The organism is Saccharopolyspora taberi, assembly GCF_039534165.1.
Lineage (GTDB): Bacteria > Actinomycetota > Actinomycetes > Mycobacteriales > Pseudonocardiaceae > Saccharopolyspora_D > Saccharopolyspora_D taberi.
On sequence record NZ_BAAAUX010000014.1, the window covers coordinates 582,850 to 598,926 of the forward strand.

At 71.1% G+C, this 16,077-nt stretch carries 17 protein-coding genes; 1 reads left to right on the forward strand and 16 read right to left on the reverse strand.

Annotated features, from left to right (window positions below; translation table 11 throughout):
• Nucleotides 1-35: 35 nt before the first annotated feature.
• The 4 genes from ABD691_RS16990 to ABD691_RS17005 all read right to left on the reverse strand — a co-directional run bounded on the left by ABD691_RS16990 (nucleotide 36) and on the right by ABD691_RS17005 (nucleotide 3,387).
• Nucleotides 36-311, reverse strand: a complete 276-nt coding sequence (locus ABD691_RS16990) for a hypothetical protein (protein WP_344680772.1) — start codon at nucleotides 309-311, stop codon at nucleotides 36-38.
• A gap of 289 nt (nucleotides 312-600) precedes the next feature.
• Entirely contained in the window at nucleotides 601-1,023 is a 423-nt protein-coding gene (locus ABD691_RS16995; RefSeq protein WP_344680774.1) for a CAP domain-containing protein, read from the reverse strand.
• 116 nt (nucleotides 1,024-1,139) lie between these two features.
• Nucleotides 1,140-2,084: an alpha/beta fold hydrolase gene (locus tag ABD691_RS17000; RefSeq protein ID WP_344680775.1), complete on the reverse strand. Its 945-nt coding sequence runs from the start codon at nucleotides 2,082-2,084 to the stop codon at nucleotides 1,140-1,142.
• Nucleotides 2,085-2,202: 118 nt separating this feature from the next.
• A complete protein-coding gene (locus ABD691_RS17005; RefSeq protein ID WP_344680777.1) occupies nucleotides 2,203-3,387 on the reverse strand; it encodes a PucR-like N-terminal domain-containing protein in 1,185 nt (394 codons plus the stop codon).
• A 272-nt stretch (nucleotides 3,388-3,659) separates the two neighbouring features.
• On the opposite strand from ABD691_RS17005, the gene ABD691_RS17010 reads away from it, so the two are divergent.
• Nucleotides 3,660-5,294 carry an AMP-binding protein gene (locus tag ABD691_RS17010; RefSeq protein WP_344680779.1) on the forward strand — a complete coding sequence of 545 codons (1,635 nt, stop codon included), beginning with the start codon at nucleotides 3,660-3,662 and terminating at the stop codon, nucleotides 5,292-5,294.
• A gap of 50 nt (nucleotides 5,295-5,344) precedes the next feature.
• Here the strand turns inward: ABD691_RS17010 and ABD691_RS17015 are convergent, their stop codons facing one another.
• The 12 genes from ABD691_RS17015 to ABD691_RS17070 form a co-directional block, all read right to left on the reverse strand.
• A complete protein-coding gene (locus ABD691_RS17015; RefSeq protein WP_344680781.1) occupies nucleotides 5,345-5,965 on the reverse strand; it encodes a VanZ family protein in 621 nt (206 codons plus the stop codon).
• Between the two features lie 13 nt (nucleotides 5,966-5,978).
• On the reverse strand, nucleotides 5,979-6,488 hold the full coding sequence (locus ABD691_RS17020; protein ID WP_344680783.1) for a hypothetical protein: 510 nt from the start codon (nucleotides 6,486-6,488) through the stop codon (nucleotides 5,979-5,981).
• Between the two features lie 17 nt (nucleotides 6,489-6,505).
• Complete coding sequence (locus tag ABD691_RS17025) at nucleotides 6,506-7,015, reverse strand: hypothetical protein (protein WP_344680785.1); 510 nt, start codon at nucleotides 7,013-7,015, stop codon at nucleotides 6,506-6,508.
• On the reverse strand, nucleotides 7,015-8,121 hold the full coding sequence (locus tag ABD691_RS17030; protein ID WP_344680787.1) for an MCE family protein: 1,107 nt from the start codon (nucleotides 8,119-8,121) through the stop codon (nucleotides 7,015-7,017). The genes ABD691_RS17025 and ABD691_RS17030 overlap by 1 nt, the downstream gene beginning before the upstream one ends.
• Nucleotides 8,121-9,107 (reverse strand): MCE family protein, encoded by a 987-nt coding sequence (locus tag ABD691_RS17035; protein WP_344680789.1) that lies wholly within the window; start codon nucleotides 9,105-9,107, stop codon nucleotides 8,121-8,123. The genes ABD691_RS17030 and ABD691_RS17035 overlap by 1 nt, the downstream gene beginning before the upstream one ends.
• Nucleotides 9,107-10,108, reverse strand: a complete 1,002-nt coding sequence (locus ABD691_RS17040) for an MCE family protein (RefSeq protein ID WP_344680791.1) — start codon at nucleotides 10,106-10,108, stop codon at nucleotides 9,107-9,109. The genes ABD691_RS17035 and ABD691_RS17040 overlap by 1 nt, the downstream gene beginning before the upstream one ends.
• Complete coding sequence (locus tag ABD691_RS17045) at nucleotides 10,108-11,097, reverse strand: MCE family protein (RefSeq protein WP_344680793.1); 990 nt, start codon at nucleotides 11,095-11,097, stop codon at nucleotides 10,108-10,110. The genes ABD691_RS17040 and ABD691_RS17045 overlap by 1 nt, the downstream gene beginning before the upstream one ends.
• Entirely contained in the window at nucleotides 11,094-12,113 is a 1,020-nt protein-coding gene (locus ABD691_RS17050; RefSeq protein WP_344680795.1) for an MCE family protein, read from the reverse strand. Before ABD691_RS17050 ends, ABD691_RS17045 begins: the two co-directional genes overlap by 4 nt.
• On the reverse strand, nucleotides 12,110-13,309 hold the full coding sequence (locus ABD691_RS17055; protein ID WP_344680797.1) for an MCE family protein: 1,200 nt from the start codon (nucleotides 13,307-13,309) through the stop codon (nucleotides 12,110-12,112). Before ABD691_RS17055 ends, ABD691_RS17050 begins: the two co-directional genes overlap by 4 nt.
• The gene (locus ABD691_RS17060) at nucleotides 13,306-14,091 is read right to left on the reverse strand and encodes an MlaE family ABC transporter permease (protein WP_344681316.1); all 786 of its coding nucleotides are present in this window, start codon (nucleotides 14,089-14,091) and stop codon (nucleotides 13,306-13,308) included. Before ABD691_RS17060 ends, ABD691_RS17055 begins: the two co-directional genes overlap by 4 nt.
• Before the next feature lie 57 nt (nucleotides 14,092-14,148).
• The gene (locus ABD691_RS17065) at nucleotides 14,149-14,931 is read right to left on the reverse strand and encodes an MlaE family ABC transporter permease (protein ID WP_344680799.1); all 783 of its coding nucleotides are present in this window, start codon (nucleotides 14,929-14,931) and stop codon (nucleotides 14,149-14,151) included.
• 6 nt (nucleotides 14,932-14,937) lie between these two features.
• The coding region (locus tag ABD691_RS17070) for a DUF6801 domain-containing protein (RefSeq protein ID WP_344680801.1) at nucleotides 14,938-16,077 on the reverse strand (1,140 nt) is incomplete at its 5' end.

Consider the following 16,077-nt stretch of genomic DNA (forward strand, 5'->3'; position numbering starts at 1 on the left):
GCGGGCTGCCGGGCCGTTCGGGCTGTTCCGCCGGATCAGGCGTCGTCCTGCTCCTCGGACTGGTCGTGCTCGGTGTCGTTGACGTTGCTCTGGTTCGTCCAGGTCTGCGCGGCCTGGTCGCCCTTGCCGCCGGCGTTGACCTGGTTCACCGGCGAGACGTTGATGTTGTTCTGCACCACGCTGCTCTGCGCCGACTGGTCCTGGATCAGCTCCGAGGCCGGGCCGCCGTCGGCCAGCGCGGTGCCGCCCGTCCCGACCAGCAGCGGCAACACCAGCGATCCGGCCGCGGCCAGCTGCTTCGCAGTAGACATGAACTGTTCCCTCCGTAGCTCCGTGCCGGGAGAACCTCGAACTCCCCTCGGTTCTCCGGGATTCCTCTCCCCTGGCGGCAGATGGAAGCTACCGCCGTGCCGGAGCCAGGAGGGCGCGCCGGACCGGTTGATCACACCAAGTGATGATCAAAGTGGACCGGAGGAGCCTGGACCGCGCGCCGATTCACCACCACGAAGCCACTTTCGGAGGCATCTGGCCCCACGACCGTGGGCAACTCGATCGAGCTGCCCGACCGGTCCGATGGCCAACCGCCACCGCGAGTCCGCGTCAGCGGCCGAAGTCCTGGGTCCAGTACCAGCCGTTGGGCTCCACGCCGACGCCGATGGTCTTCAGCGAGCAGTTCAGGATGTTGGCCTTGTGGCCCGCGGACTTCATCCAGGCATCCATCACCTGGTCGGCGCTCGTCTGGCCCATGGCGATGTTCTCGGCGCCCGGCGAGGGGTAGCCGGCGTCGGTGATGCGCTTCGCGAAGGTCACGCCGTTCGGGGAGGTGTGGTCGAAGTAGGAGCGGTTGGCCATGTCGGCGCTGTGCTTCTGGGCTGCGTTGGTGAGCCGGGCGTCGGTGGTGACGGCGCCGCAGCCCGCCTTCGCGCGGGCCTGGTTCACCAGCTCGACCACCCGGGACTGTTCGGCGGTGCCGGCGACGGCGGTGGGCGCCAGGGTGGCCGCGGAGCCGGCGGCGATGAGCACCGCCACTCCCATACCAATTACGGAGCGTTGAGTTTTGGAGCGAGTCACGTCGGCAAGCTAGCCCATTCGTGCGAGATCAAACCGTTATCTATGCGCTTCGTCACTACGGAGGGTACTCAGTGCGACTGATCCGCTGCTTCCGGTGACCGCTGCGCCAGCAGTGCCGCGATCTCCTCGGTGCGCAGCCGGGCCGGTGTGGTTTCGGCCAGGAACGAGCCCAGCACCGCGACGAAGCGCTCCGGATCGCGGGCGTGCGGGAAGTGCCGCGCCCGCTCGAAGATCTCGATCCGGCTGCCCGGGATCGCCTCCACCGCGCGGTGCCCGTGGCCGACCGGGATCAGCTGGTCCCGCGCGCCCCAGACCACCAGCGTCGGCACGTTCTCGGCGAGGTAGAGCCGTTCCAGCGCGCTGGCCCGCTGGCCGCGCAGGTCCATGACCCCGCGGGCGGTGTTCAGGAACGCCGCCCGGCGGCCGGCGTCGCCCAGCGACTCGTAGTGGTGGGCCAGTTCCCGCGCCTCGGCGGACTTCACACCCGCCATCCGCCGCAGCAGGCGGGCCGCGGCCAGCGCGGGCGGGCTGGCCATCACGGCGAGCGTGGCGCGGGCACCCGGAATCGCGGTCGCCCGCAGCGCGAAGCTCACCTCGCGGCCGAGGCCGCCGCTGTCGACCAGGACCAGCCGCCCGCACATCTCCGGGAACTGGTAGGCGAACTGCAGCGCGATCCCGCCGCCGAGCGAGTGGCCGACGAGCGTGGCGTGCGAATGTCCTTCGAGGGCAAGGATGTCGCGGACGAGGGTGGCGAAGGCGCCGAGCCCGTAGTCGGCGCGCGGGGTGGCCGACTCGCCGTGCCCGAGCATGTCCGGCGCGAGCACCCGGCGGCCGAACCCGGTGCGCGCCAGCTCGGCCAGCACCGGCTCCCAGGTCCGGCCGCTGCCCGCGATCCCGTGCAGCAGGACCACGACGTCGGCGTCGCCCGCGCTCCGGGACGGGTGCGGCGGGACGTACTCCCGCAGGCGGATGCGGTGACCGTGCAGGTCGAGATCGCGGACCACGAAATTCATGTGCCACCCTTCGCCGGGATTCGCGGAATGGAGGTGAAAATAGCAGCAGAACCGTCGTTCACGCCAAATTCATCACATTAGGCGGAAATTCCGTGGCGGCATTCCGAACAAAGGTGACTCATTTTCCGCCGAGCAGCAGCAGCGCCGCGCGCAACGCCATTTCCAGCTCGAACCGGGAGTCCGGGTCGCGCAGGACCGCGCCGAACAGCGGCTCCAGCCTGCCGAGCCGGTCGCGCACCTGCTCGGCGGTGGTGCCGAGCCCGGCGGCGATCCCGCCGACCTCGCCGCCCGCGCGGATCCACCACAGCAGCGTCTCGGCCAGCGGCATCCATCCTTCCGGGTCCAGCTCGACCAGCGGGCCCAGCTGCCGCTTGACCAGCTCCAGCGCCAGCGCCTCGTCGCTGAGCAGCAGGACACCGGCCAGGTGGTCGTCGCACCAGGTGACAGGGCGGTCCGGGAGCAGCCCCTGGCGGACCAGGACCAGCACCCGGCGCGCCCAGCGCAGCGCGTCGGCAGCGTCGTGCAGCGCCACCGGGCCGGTGACCGCGATCCGCCGGTCGGCGAACACCCGGTGCCAGTCGATCGCCGGGCCCGCGGGCACCAGCACGAACGGTTCGCCGCCGTCGAGGTCGGCCAGGCCGTCGAGCAGCACCGGCGGCGGCACCTCGAACTCGGCCACCGGCCGGTCCAGCACCGCGATGACCACCTCGGACGGCAGCGGCCACTGCGCCGCCGCCGCGGCCTCCTCCAGCTCCCGCGCGGAGACCAGCGGGTCCGACACCAGCAGGTGCAGCAGCCTGCGGCGGCGCCCGGCCAGCATCCGGGACGCGCTCTGCGCGTCGAGATAGCCGTCGGCGGCCAGGTTCGCCAGCGCGTCGATGTGGGAGATGATCTCCTCGCCCAGCAGCACGAGCGTGCGGTGCGGTATCCGGGCACGTTCGCCGACGGTCATGAACCGCCGCCAGCTCAGCCGCGCGCCGATGCGGTAGGCGCGCTGGAGGTTGTCCAGGCTCCGCCCGGCCAGCATCTCGTTGCGGCCGAGCGCGCGGTGGATCCGCTCGCAGCGCGCGCGGGAGGCCCCCGGATCGGCGATCCGGTCGACGAACTCGTGCAGCGCCTCCTCGACACCGCGGCTGATCGCGTGCATGTAGCCGGTGTCGCTCGGGCGGGAGTACTCGGGGATGACGTGCTGGATCTCGTCGAGGATCAGCGCGGTCAGGTCGTCGATCTCGGAGCGGAGCACCGCGGCCAGCGCGGGGCGGAGCAGCGGAGCCGGTGCGATCTCGGCTGGCGTCGCGGTCATCGGCCACTCCTCCGGTGCCGGGTCACCCCGTCCTACTGTCGAGTAGGTAAGACTACCGAAGAGTTCGGACAACCCTGAATAATCCTTTCGAGGGAGCTGAAAAGCCGCTCAGCCACCGACGGGAAACTTCGCCGGTAATTAGCAGGCGGATCACAACGAACAGCGCTCGCGCGCGATGGTTCTTGACGGCCGGAACGGGAGCGGTTTGGGTGGAGCGACTGCCATCAGGCACGTTTTCAGTGCCGGCCCGGACCCCACCGATTGGAATTGCAGTGAACGGCTTTTCGCACGCCGTGCGCAGATCCGCGCACACGGCCCACGGGCTGCGGGTGATGGCCCGCGCGGGCATGATCCAAGGCCTGGCCATCGGCCGGGCCCTCGGCGCGCTCAAGGAGGTGCGCCGCTGGGGACCACTGGTGAGCGCGCTGCGCCACTCCACCCGCAACCGCCCCGACGCACCCGCCGTCGTCGACGAGCTCGGCCCGGTCAGCTACCGCGAGCTCGACCTGCGCTCGACCGCGCTGGCCTCCGCGCTGCACGCGCGGGGGCTGCACCCGGGCGCGACCGCCGCGGTGCTGTGCCGCGACCACCGCTGGATGGTCGAGTCGCTGCTGGCCTGCGCCAAGCTCGGCGCGGACGTGCTGCTGCTCAACACCGGCTTCGCCGCGCCGCAGCTGGCCGACGTGCTGGAGCGGGAGGGCGCCGCGGTCCTGATCCACGACGAGGAGTTCGCCGACGTGGTCGCCCACACCCGCAACGGGCTGCCGCGCTACCTCGGCTGGACCGAGCCCGGTGTGGCCGAGCCCGGGCCTCCGACGCTGGAGGAGCTGATCACCGAGCGCTCGGACCCGAAGGTGCTGATCCCGCCGCGGCCGTCGAACGTGGTGCTGCTGACCAGCGGTACGACCGGGCTGCCCAAGGGAGCCAAGCGCGAGATCCGCTCCGGCCTGACGGCAGCGGACTTCCTCGACCGGATCCCGCTGCGCGCGCAGGAGACCACCTTCATCGGTGCGCCGCTGTTCCACGCGGTCGGTTTCTCCCAGCTGAGCCTGGGATTCGCGCTCGGATCGACGTTGGTCATGCACCGCCGCTTCAACGTCGACTCCCTGGTCCACGCCGTCCGCGAGCACCGGTGCTCCGCGCTCGTGCTCGTGCCGACGATGTTGCAGCGGTTGCTCGACCACCACGGGGAAAAGCTGAGCGCGCCGCTGGAATCGGTGCGCGTGCTGCTGGTGTCCGGTTCCCCGCTGTCGCCCGCGTTGTCGGAGCGGGCGCAGCAGACCTTGGGCAACGTGCTGTTCAACCTGTACGGCTCCACCGAGGCCGCGGTGGTCTCCGTCGCCACACCGGCGGAGCTGCGCACCGCGCCCGGCACGGTCGGGCGCGCTCCGCGCACCTGCGCGCTGCGGCTCTACGACGAGGACGGCGCGGAGATCACCAAGCAGGGCGTCTCCGGCCGGGTCTTCGCCGGCGGGGCGCTGTCGTTCAGCGGCTACACCGACGGCAACACCGGGGAGGTGCGCAGCGGTCTCGTCGGCACCGGGGACCTCGGGCACTACGACGAGAACGGGCTGCTGTTCATCGACGGCCGCGCCGACGACATGATCATCTCCGGTGGGGAGAACGTCTTCCCCAGCGAGGTCGAGAACCTGATCGCGCGGCACTACCAGGTCAAGGACGTCGCGGTCGTCGGCGTCCCGGACCGCGACTTCGGGCAGCGGCTGCGGGCCTTCGTGGTGCCCATCCCCGGATCGGGCCTGGTGCCCGACGAGATCACCGAGTACGTGCGGGCGTCCCTGGCCAGGCACAAGATCCCCCGCGAGGTGATCCTGGTCGACCAGGTCCCGCGCAACGCCACCGGCAAGATCCTGCGCCGGGTCCTCACCGACCACGATCCCCAGCCCTGACCGCTTTGCTCCGACGGGCTCCCCGGCATCCTCGGCCGGGGAGCCCTTCTTCACGGGCGGCGGGCCGGAGTCCGCCGCTCCCGCTCCACCTCGGAGATCAGCCACCGCACCGGATAGCCGCCGTCGTCGGCGCCGTGCTGCGGTCGGGCGACCCGGTGCCAGCGCCTGGTCAGCGCGCTGCCCAGGGTCGCGCCGAGGGTGTTGAGCACGACGTCGTCCGTGGAGGCGATCCGGCCGCTGACCAGCAGGAGCTGGGTCAGCTCGATCCCGCACGAGACCACGAGCCCGGCCAGGCACATCCTGGTCGCGGTGTTGAGCCACCGCACCCGCATCGGCAGCAGCGCGCCGATCGGCAGCAGGAGCAGGAAGTTGCCGGTCAGCTGCAACCACGGCAGCAGGTCGCCCGGGGCGGCGCGCAACGCCATCAGCAGGTCCGCGCCGGGTTGCAGCTTGGTCCGCGCGCCGATGTCGGGCTGCGGGGAGAACACGACGCCGGCGACCAGCACCGCGCAGTAGACCAGCAACGCGTCGACGAACGGATCCCGCTGCTGCGACCGGGTTCCGACGAAGGTGCGCACCGTCAGCGAGACCGCGGTCGTCAGCATCGCCGCCGGGACCGGCGTGGCCACCACCGGGACGAGGTCGTCCAGAATCACGGCGAGCTGGTCCACGCGCACGCCCCCGTCAGCGGGCCTGCATCCCGGTGATGCGCCACCGCCCACCGGTCTCCGTCGCGGTCACGCTCAGCTGGGCACCTCCCGAGCTGCTCGCGTCGCCGCGGGTGGCGGTCTGGTCGAGGAACACCAGCAGCATCGCGTGCGAGCCGGCGAGCGAGCGCACCCCGGCCGCCGCGACCTGGGACCGCAGCACCAGGTGCTCCTGGTCGCGGATCGGCGCGAAGAGCCGTTCGTACTCCTGGGCCGCCGGGCCCGCGAACGCCTCGGCCGCCGCGCGCCGCGTCGGGTCCGGATCGTCGTGCCGGTAGGAGAAAGCGCCCTCCAGCGCCGTGCTGACCTGCTCGCGGACGGCGTCGGTGCGGGCCAGGTCGACCAGCGCGGAGTTGTCCCCGTCGCCCGCCCGCACGAAGAACCAGCTGCCGAGCCCGCTGAGGACCACCGCGAGCATGACCAGCACCTGGGAGGTGCGCCAGCGCAACGCGGTCGCCGCCGCGCGCGGATGCCAGTCGGTGTTCACTGCGCTGTCTCCTCTCGCTACGGCACGGCGACGGCGACCTGGCCGATCCCGCCGAGCTTCCAGCCGGAACCGGTGCGGGTCAGCCGCGCCTCGATCCGGTCGTGCTTGGGCACCGGCGGCGCGCCGTCGCGTGCGACCGTGATCTCCACGGAGGCGATGACCGTCGCGGTCCCGGCCTGTTCGTCCAGTTCGGTCACGGCGGCGTCGAGCACCCGGGCCTCGGTGACCGTCGAGGTCGCGGCGAGCCGGGGAACGCCGTCCCCGCGCTGCTGGGTGAGCTCCTGGTGCAGGGTGCCGGTGGAGACCGCCAGCCAGCGGTCGAACCCCTCGTCCACCCGCCGGGAGTCGAGCGTGTTGAACGTCGCGATGGCCTGTTCTCCCGCCCGCAGCGCCTCGTCGCGGGCGACCGCCCGCGGCTCGTGGCCGACCATCGCCCACTTCCACCCCGCCACGGCGGTGAAACCCGCCGCGATCACGACGAGCGCGATCGCGATGACCAGAACCCTCCTGCCGAGCCAGTTCCGCATCACGGCCTCGGCACGTTCTGCGAGCCCCGCACTCCGGTGGGGTCGCCGTAGGGAAGGGTGCAGGCGGCGTCGAGGTTCAGCGGCGCACCGGGCGAGGTGTCGAGCCCGTCCCGGTACGGGGTTCCCTCGTAGCCGCTGTTGCAGGGCAGCGGGTCGAAGAACGTCAGCGACAGGCCGAAGTGCGCGCCGTCGGGGCGCACCACCGACGAGCCGGCCGCGACCGCCTTCGGCGTCATCACCAGCAGCTGCTCCATGCCGCCCTGGCGGACCTCCAGCACCTCGGAGGTGGTGAGCAGGTTCGCCATCAGCACCCCGAGGCGCGGCCCCGTCTCCCGGATGACCGAGCTGACCTCGCGCGCGGCGGGCGGAACCGCGGTGATCAGGCCGCGGATGTCGCCGTCGGACCGGCGCACCTGGTCGGCCAGCAGCCGCGCCTGGGTGCCGAAGGTCCGGATGGCGTCGGAATGTTCGAGCTGCGTGCGCAGCACCTTCTCGGAGTTGGTGATCAGGCCGGTCGCCTGCGGGACGTGCTCGGTCGCGGAGTGGATGAACTCGATGCTGTTGTCCAGCAGGCCCTCCAGGTGCGGGCCCGCTCCGGAGGTCGCCGCGTGGAGCTCGTCGACGACCGTGCGCAGTTCCTCCTTGGGCACGGACTCGACGAACGAGTCCAGGTTCGTCAGCACCGCGTCCACCGGCAGCGGAATCGCGGTGTCCTCCTGCTGGATCACCGATCCGTCCCGCAACATCGCACCGCCCACGACGCGGGGCCGCAGGTCCACGTACTGCTCCCCCGCCGCCGAGCGGTTGGCCACCACGGCCTCGGTGTCGGCGGGGATCGGGGGCGCGTCCGGATCGACCAGCAGGTCGGCCTCCATGCCCGAGGACGTCAGCCGCAGCGGTCCGACCCGGCCGACCGGCACCCCGCGGAAGGTCACCTCGGCGTTGGTGAAGATCCCGCCCGCGCTGGTGAACCGGGCCCGCACGGTGTAGCCGTCGCCCCACAGCAGTTTGTGCATCCCGACGTAGTTGGCGCCGACGTAGCTGACGCCGACCAGGGCGATCACCAGGAACAGCGTCACCTGCCTGCGCACCATCTTGGTCAGCATCAGCCGCCACCTCCCCCGCCGGTGCGGGCGTCGAAGTTCAGGTAGGAGTTGAGGTAGTCGCCCCGGACCGCGTTGAGCGACTCGTCCGGGAACGGGAAGGTCAGCAGCGTCTGCATCGCCGCGGGCAGCGCGGCACCGGAGTCGGCCAGGCGGCGCAGCGTCGGTTCCAGCGCGTGCAGGTCGGCGACCAGGTCGTCCTTGCTGCGGTTGACCGTGTCCACCGAGACGTCGCTGAGCTCGGCCAGCGACCTGAGCATGCCCACCAGCGCCTCCCGCTGCTGGGAGATCGCCTCGATGCCCGGCGTCAGATCGGTCAGGGCGGTGTCGATCAGCGGCTTCTCCCGGTCCAGCGTCGCGGCCAGCCGGTTGACGCCGTCGAGCGCCCTGGTGACCTCACCGCGGTGCTGGTCCAGGCCGCCGATGAAGGTGTCCAGGTTGTGCAGCAGTTCCCTCGCGGCGGTCTCGTTGCCGCCCAGCGCGGCGTTGAGCTCCTGGTTGATGTTCTGGATCTGGCCGATCCCGCCGCCGTTGAGCAGCAGCGACAGCGCCCCGAAGACCTCCTCCACCTCGGGGCTGCGGTTGGTGCGGTCGGCCGTGATCCGCGCCCCGTCCGCCAGCCTGCCCAGCGCACCCTCCACATCGGACGGTGCGAGTTCGACGAACTTCTCGCCGAGCAGGCTCGACTGGCGCAGCCGCGCGATCGCGTTGCCCGGCAGGTCCACGTCGCCGTTGAGCACCAGGGAGACCTGCGCCGTCCGCCCGTCCGGCGCCAGCTCGACCGACTCGACCTTGCCGACCGCGACGTCGGCGACCTTGACGCTGGACTGCGGCACCAGGTCCAGGACGTTAGCGAAGCTGACCACGACCCGGTAGGAGTGGGCTCCGACGTCCGGTCCGCCCGGCAGCGGCACGTCGTAGAGACCGCCCTGCCCGCACCCGGCGACCAGCACCGAGAGCACCGCCGAGACCGCGAGGATCCGCCGCATCAGCGCACACCTCCCGCGCTCGGCAGCGGCAGGGCCGGGCCCTGCGCCGAGAACTCCAGCAGGTTGCCCCGCGCGTCGATGGTGCCCGTCTGCGGGTTGTACGCCTCGACCACGTTGGTCAGCGCGTTCGGCGCGGTGTCGAGCGCCTCGGCCACCGATCCCTTCTGGTCGGCCAGGATCTGGCTGATCGCGGCGAGTTTGTCCACATTGGTGTGCACCTTGCCGCGGTTGTCCCGGATGAAGTCGCGCACCGTGGCCACCGCCTCGTTCAGCTCGACCAGCGCCGCACCCAGGTCGTCCCGGTCCTCGGCCAGCACCTGGGTGATGGAGGCCAGCTGGTCAACCGCGTGGCCGGCCTGCTCGTCGTTGGCGGCGAGCACGGCGGTGAAGGTGCTGAGCTTGTCGACCGTGGTGAGCAGATCTCCCTTGGAGTCGTTGAGGGTTCGCGCCAGGTCGCCGAGCTGGCGGATCGTCTCGCCCAGCGGGGCGCCGTTGCCCGACAGCGTCCGCGCGCTCTGCCGCAGCAGCTCGTTGACCGCGCCGTCGGCGTTGGCGCCCTGCGGGCCGAGCGCGACGGTGAGCTGGTTGAGGCTGCTGAACAACTGGTCCAGCTCCACCGGGGTCGCCGTGCGCGTGACCGGGATCTCGCCGCCGTCGGCCAGCTGCGGTCCTCCGGCGTAGACCGGCGCGAGCTGGACGTAGCGGTCGGCGACCACGCTCGGCGTGACGATCAGCGCGGTGGCGTCGGCGGGCAGTTCGACGTCGGCGTCGACGGTCATGTCCACTTTCACGTTGTCACCGCGTGGAACCACGCTGTCCACTGTGCCCACCACGACGCCGAGGACGCGCACGTCGGACTCCGGGTAGATGCCCACCGCCGTGGTGAAGTACGCCGTGATCCGCTTCTGACCGGAGCCGGCCACCGCCAGCCAGGCGAGCCCGGTGAGCAGCACCGCCACCACCACGGCGACCGCTCCCCACAAGAGCTTTCGCTTGCCCATCAACGACCTCCCGCTCTCGGTGGGGTGCAACTCCCGGACGGGTCGGGGACCAGACCGCAGATGTAGGTGTCGATCCAGCGGCCGTTGCCGACGGCGTTGCCGATCATCCGGTAGAACGGCCCGGCCCGGACCAGGCTCTCGGTCAGCTTGTCCTGGTTGCGCTGCAGCACGGTGGTGACGCGTTCGAGCTGGTCCAGCGCGGGCCCCAGGGTCTCCTGGTTGTCGGCGACCAGGCCCTTGAGCTCGACGGCGAGATCGCGGGCGCCGGTGAACAGCTTGCCGATGGCCTCCCGGCGGTTGTTCAGCTCGGTGAGCAGCCGGTCGCCGTCCTTGATCAGCGACTCGAACTGCGCGCCGCGGTCGCCGAGCGTGGTGCTGATCCGCGCGGTGTTGTTCAGCAGCCTGGTCAGCTCGTCGTCGCGGGAGGCCAGCGTCGTCGACAGCGCGGACAGGCCGTCGAAGGCCGACCGGACGTCCTCGGGCGCCGAGGCGCCGAGCGTCGCCGACAGGGTGCGGAAGCTCTCGGCGAGCTGGGCGGTGTTGATCGCGCCGGTCGCCTCGGCCAGGTCGCCGAAGACCTCGTTGACGTCGTAGGGCGAGGTGGTCCGGTCCCGCGGGATCGGCACGTCCGGGTCCAGCTCGCCCGCGCCGACCGGGTCGAGCACCAGGTTCTTCTGCCCCAGCAGGGTCTTGATCTTGATGGCGGCGCTGGTCCGGTCGCCCAGCCAGACGCCCTTGACCCGGAAGGAGACCTCCACCCGGGTGCCCTCGAGCGCCACGTCCCGGACCTCGCCCACCTTGACGCCGGCCACCCGCACCTCGTCGCCCGGCTTGAGCCCGGCGGCCTCGGCGAACTCGGCCGTGTAGGTGGTGCCGCCGCCGACCACCGGCAGCTCGTCGGAGTAGAACGTGCCAAGCCCGACCAGCGTCATCAGCAGCGCGCCGACGATGCCGACGGTGACCGGGTTGCGTTGCCGGAACGACTTCACCGCAGGCACCTCGCTTGCTCGACGGGGCGTCCGACGGGCGGGCCGCCGGGTGCCGGTTCGGCGTCGGAGGACACCGAGCACAGGTAGAAGTTCAGCCACGAGCCGTAGGAGGCCATCCGGCCGATCCGGTCGTACTTGACCGGCAGGTTCCCGATGAACCGCTCGAACACCGGCGTGTTGTCGGCCAGGCCCTTCGACAGGTCGCCCAGCGCGGCGATGTCGTCCTTGAGCGGCTGGCGGCCCTCGTGCAGCAGCTCGGCGGTGCTCGCGCTCAGCTCGCCCATGCCGCCGATCGCCTGTCCGATCGGCTCGGCGTCGGCGGCCAGCCCCTGCACCAGCTGCTGCGTGGTGTCGACCAGCGTGCCGAGCTGGTCCCCCTTGCCGTTGATGGTGTCGAGGACCGCGTTGAGGTTGTTGACGACCTCGCCGATCACCCGGTCCCGTTCGGCCAGCGTCGAGGTCAGGGACGCGGTGTGGCGCAGCACGCTGTCGACGGTGCCGCCTTCTCCTTGCAGCACCTGGACGATCTCGAACGACAGCTGGTTGACGTCCTCCGGAGAGAGCGCCTGGAACAGCGGTTTGAACCCGTTGAACATCGCGGTCAGGTCCACCGCGGGCCGGGTCCGCTCCAGCGGGATGTGCGCGCCGGGTTCGAGCGCGCGGTCCATCGGCTGCTCGCCCTGGTCCAGCGAGAGGTAGCGCTGCCCGACCATGTTCCGGTAGCGGATCGCGGCCGTGGCGTGCCCGGAGATCCGGCGGCGGGCGTCCACGGTGAAGGTCACGTCGGCGAACCGCCTGTCGGCGACCTCCACTTCGGACACCTCGCCGATGCGCACGCCCGCCATCCGCACGTCGTCACCGGGGTTGAGCGAGGTGGCGTCGGTGAACCGCGCCGTGTAGGTGACCTTGTCGCCCATGCCGACGTTGGCGATCGTCACGCCCAGCACGGTCGTGGCCAGCACCGTGACCACCAGGAAGATCGTTCCCTTGACCAGCGGTCCGAGGAGTCCCTTCACCGCAGCGTCACCTCCGATCCCCGCAGCAGCGGGCCCACCAGCAGCGTGTTCCAGCCCGGGACCTCCGACGGCCGCACGTTCATGCCCGGGGCCAGCAGTTCGGACACCAGCCGCTGTTCGTACGGGGAGTTCGCCACTGACGTCCCGTTGGCAGGACCCGCTCCCGGCGCGTAGCACTTCGGTCCGCCGCCGGCGTCGTAGACCGGGTCGTCGCGGCCCGGCACGTACTTCCCGCGCGGCGGCTGGACCGTCAGGTTCACGTGCAGCCCGGGCTCGTTGGTCCCCTTGCCCAGGGCCTTCTCCACGAGCGGGGTGAACCGGTTGACCGCGTCGAACAGGCACGGGAACTCCGGCGAGTACTCCGCCAGCAGCTCCAGCGTCGGCCTGCTCGACTCGCTGACCCCGATGAACTCGTCCCTGTTCTGCCGGAAGAACTCGGTCATGTCGTCGGAGGCGGCGGTCACGTCGGTGTAGAGCGCCTCCAGGTTCGCCCGCTCGTCGGCGATCGTGCGGCCGGTCACCGACAGGTCGGCCAGCGCGCGCAGGATGTCGGGCGCGGCGGAGTCGTAGACGGCCGAGAGGTCGGCCAGCGAGCTGATGTCGGACTTCAGCTGCGGCAGCACGGGATTGACCTGCTTGAGCAGGTCGTTGAGCTGCCGCACGCTCTCGCCCAGCGGTTTCCCGCGGCCGTCCAGCGCCTGCGACACCGAGCCGAGCGAGGCCGCCAGCTTCTCCGGCTGCACCGCGCGCAGCAGCGGCAGCACGTCACCGAGCACCCGCTCCAGCTCGATCGCGTTCTCCGAGCGGTCCTGGCCGATGGTGTCCCCGTCGGACAGCGCCCGCGCGTCCGGCGACTCCGGCAGCACCAGGTCGACGTAGCGCTCGCCGAACAGCGTCTTCGGGACCAGCCGCGCCGAGACGTTGGCGGGCAGCTGCTCGAGGGTCGCCGGGTCCATGGCCAGTTCCAGCTCCGCGCCATCGCCGGAGGTCCGCACCGCGCGGACCGTGCCGAACGGCACGCCGCGCGCCTTGACCTCGGCGTTGGGTTCGAGCTGGTTGCCGATCCGGTCGGTGCGCAGCGTCACCGTGCTCACCGGCGTGAACCGCTTCTCGTACACCGCGACCGCCAGCCAGAGCACCATGGCCATGATCACCAGGAACACCACCCCGGCCAGCTGCGTGCCAAGCCTGCTCATCCCGCCACCTTCACCGTCGTGTTCGCGCCCCAGATCGCCAGGCTCAGCAACAGGTCCAGCACGCTGATCAGCACGATCGACGTGCGCACCGCGCGGCCGACGGCGACGCCGACGCCCGCGGGCCCGCCCGAGGCGCGGTAGCCGTAGAAGCAGTGCGTGAGGATCACCGCCACGCTGAAGACCAGCACCTTGCCGAAGGACCACAGCACGTCGATCGGCGGCAGGAACAGCGAGAAGTAGTGGTCGTAGGTGCCTCCGGACTGGCCGAACAGCCAGACCGTCACCTGCCGCGAGGCCACGTAGGAGGTCATCAGGCCGATCACGTACAGCGGGATCACCGCGACGAACCCGGCCACGATCCGGGTCGTGACCAGGTACGGCATGCTGCGCACCGCCATCACCTCGAGCGCGTCGATCTCCTCGGAGATCCGCATCGCGCCCAGCTGCGCGGTGAAACCCGCGCCGACCGTCGCCGACAGCGCGAGACCGGCGACCAGCGGCGCGATCTCACGGGTGTTGAAGTAGGCGGTCATGAACCCGGTGAGGGTGGAGATGCCGATCTGGTTGAGCGCGCTGAAACCCTGGAGACCCACCGTGACACCGGTGAACACGCACAGGCCCACGATCACGCCGATCGTGCCGCCGATGACGGCGAGACCGCCGCTGCCGAAGGTCACCTCGGCCAGCAGCCGCACGACCTCCCGCATGTACCGGCTGACCGCCAGCGGCGCGGCGGCCAGCGCCCGCAGGTAGAACAGCAGCTGGTCGCCCAGGTCGTACATGGTGTCGCCGGGCTTGCGCAGGGTCGCCCTGGCGCGCTGTCTGATGGTGGTCACAGGTCACGTCCCCTTCGCAGGCACCAGTTGCAGGTACAGCCCGGTGATCACGGTGTTGACGAAGAACAGCAGCAGGAAGGTGATCACCACCGACTGGTTCACCACGTCGCCGACGCCCTTCGAACCGCCCCTGGGGTTCAGCCCCCGGTAGGCCGCCACGACTCCGGCCAGGAATCCGAAGACCAGCGCCTTGAACGTCGACACCCACAGGTCGGGCAGCTGCGCGAGCGCGTTGAAGCTCGCGAGGTAGGCACCGGGCGTGCCGCCCTGCACGACCACGTTGAAGAAGTAGCCGCCAGCCACCCCGACGACGCTGACCAGCCCGTTGAGCAGCATCGCGCCGAGCATCGCCGCGAGCACCCTGGGCACGATCAGCCGCTGGACCGGGGAGACGCCCAGCACCTCCATCGCCGCGATCTCCTCGCGGATGGTGCGCGAGCCCAGGTCGGCGCAGATCGCCGAACCGCCCGCCCCGGCGATGACCAGGGTGGTCACGATCGGGCTGGCCTGCTGCACGACCGCAAGCACGCTCGCCGCGCCGTTGAACGACTTCGCGCCGATCTGGCTGGTCAGCGTGCCCAGCTGGAGCGAGATGACCGCGCCGAACGGGATGGCCACCAGGATGGCCGGCGTGATCGAGACGCTGGCCAGGAACCAGAACTGCTGGACGAACTCGCGGAACTGGAACGGGCGCTTGAAGATCAGCAGCACCACGTCCAGGCCGAGGGCGAACATCCGGCCGAACTCGCGCATCGCCGCGGTCGCCCGCGCCATCACGACGTCCATGTCGCATCACGCCCCTTCCGGAGGGCAGTTCTGGTTCCGGAAGCACCGCAGCACCAGCGTGCTGGTCAGCTTGTTGCCGGGACCGGAGATCAGGCCGGTCAGCAGCGGGTCCAGGTCCTCGGTGGCGCCGCAGCCCGCGAACGGCGGGATCTCGAAGGTCGTCTCGATCGGGACCGGCGGCACCTTGCTCGGATCCTGGAGGAAGGTCAGGCGGGCGTTGATGTCGATCGCGGCAGGAGTCGCGGTCCGGCAGTTCGGCCCGGGGTCGACCGGGACGCCGTCGACGTTGATCTGGCGCACGTTGATGGCGACCGGGATCGTGGTGTGGACGTCGGCGGCGATGCCGCCGGGGACGAACTGGATGTTGCTGAGGTTGCCGGTGGTCTCGCCGTCCTGCACCATCTCGACCGCGTTGGTCACCGGCACGAAGCCGAAGGTGACGAAGTAGCCGTCCGCCGGGGGCATCTGCAACGTTCCGGTGATCGGGTAGGGCTTCTGCGTGATGTCGGCCGAGGCGTCGAAGCGGCCGCGGCCGATCGACATGTCCGAACCGAGCTTCTGGATCCTGGTCACCGAGTTGTCGATCCAGTAGGACACCGGCAGTCCGGCGGGCGCGGCCGGTGCGGGCCGCGGTTCGGGGGCCGCGCCCGGTCCGGTCGCGCCCGCCACCGGCACCTCGGCGAGCACTGCCGGCTGAGCAGCCGCGGGGTCGCAGGCCACACCGGATGCCGGATCGTGGAGGGTCAGCGCGGCGGCGACGCCGTGGAGCTCGAAGACCACGTCGCCGCTCGCGGTGACCGCGGGCGAGTCCCCCCGGACGTCGATGCGGAGCCCGCCGGACGCGGGGAGCTCGGTGTCGGCGATCCGCACGGGGCCGGTGGAGACGTCGGTGACCACGCCGTCGTGGCGGGCGGTGAGCCGGATGTCGACGGTCCCGCCGATCCGGCTCGTTCCGCTCGCGCGCAACGCGTTCACAAGTGGTTCCGGGAGTTCCAGCGCGACCGACAGCCCGGTCGCCCGGACCGGGCCGGGGGCCGCCGACGCCGGGAAGGTCGCCGAGACCGCCGCGCGGACCTGTTCGGCTCCCTGCGGGAACGCGCACGTGGTGGCGGTCGTGTGCGATACCGTCCCGGCCACGGCGGTCAC

Coding starts and splice junctions, on each gene's coding strand:
- ABD691_RS16990 (WP_344680772.1), bottom strand. CDS start 311: ATGTCTACTGCGAAGCAGCTGGCCGCGGCCGGATCGCTGGTGTTGCCG.
- ABD691_RS17000 (WP_344680775.1), bottom strand. CDS start 2,084: ATGAATTTCGTGGTCCGCGATCTCGACCTGCACGGTCACCGCATCCGC.
- ABD691_RS17005 (WP_344680777.1), bottom strand. CDS start 3,387: ATGACCGCGACGCCAGCCGAGATCGCACCGGCTCCGCTGCTCCGCCCC.
- ABD691_RS17025 (WP_344680785.1), bottom strand. CDS start 7,015: ATGCGGAACTGGCTCGGCAGGAGGGTTCTGGTCATCGCGATCGCGCTC.
- ABD691_RS17030 (WP_344680787.1), bottom strand. CDS start 8,121: ATGCTGACCAAGATGGTGCGCAGGCAGGTGACGCTGTTCCTGGTGATC.
- ABD691_RS17035 (WP_344680789.1), bottom strand. CDS start 9,107: ATGCGGCGGATCCTCGCGGTCTCGGCGGTGCTCTCGGTGCTGGTCGCC.
- ABD691_RS17040 (WP_344680791.1), bottom strand. CDS start 10,108: ATGGGCAAGCGAAAGCTCTTGTGGGGAGCGGTCGCCGTGGTGGTGGCG.
- ABD691_RS17055 (WP_344680797.1), bottom strand. CDS start 13,309: ATGAGCAGGCTTGGCACGCAGCTGGCCGGGGTGGTGTTCCTGGTGATC.
- ABD691_RS17060 (WP_344681316.1), bottom strand. CDS start 14,091: ATGTACGACCTGGGCGACCAGCTGCTGTTCTACCTGCGGGCGCTGGCC.
- ABD691_RS17065 (WP_344680799.1), bottom strand. CDS start 14,931: ATGGACGTCGTGATGGCGCGGGCGACCGCGGCGATGCGCGAGTTCGGC.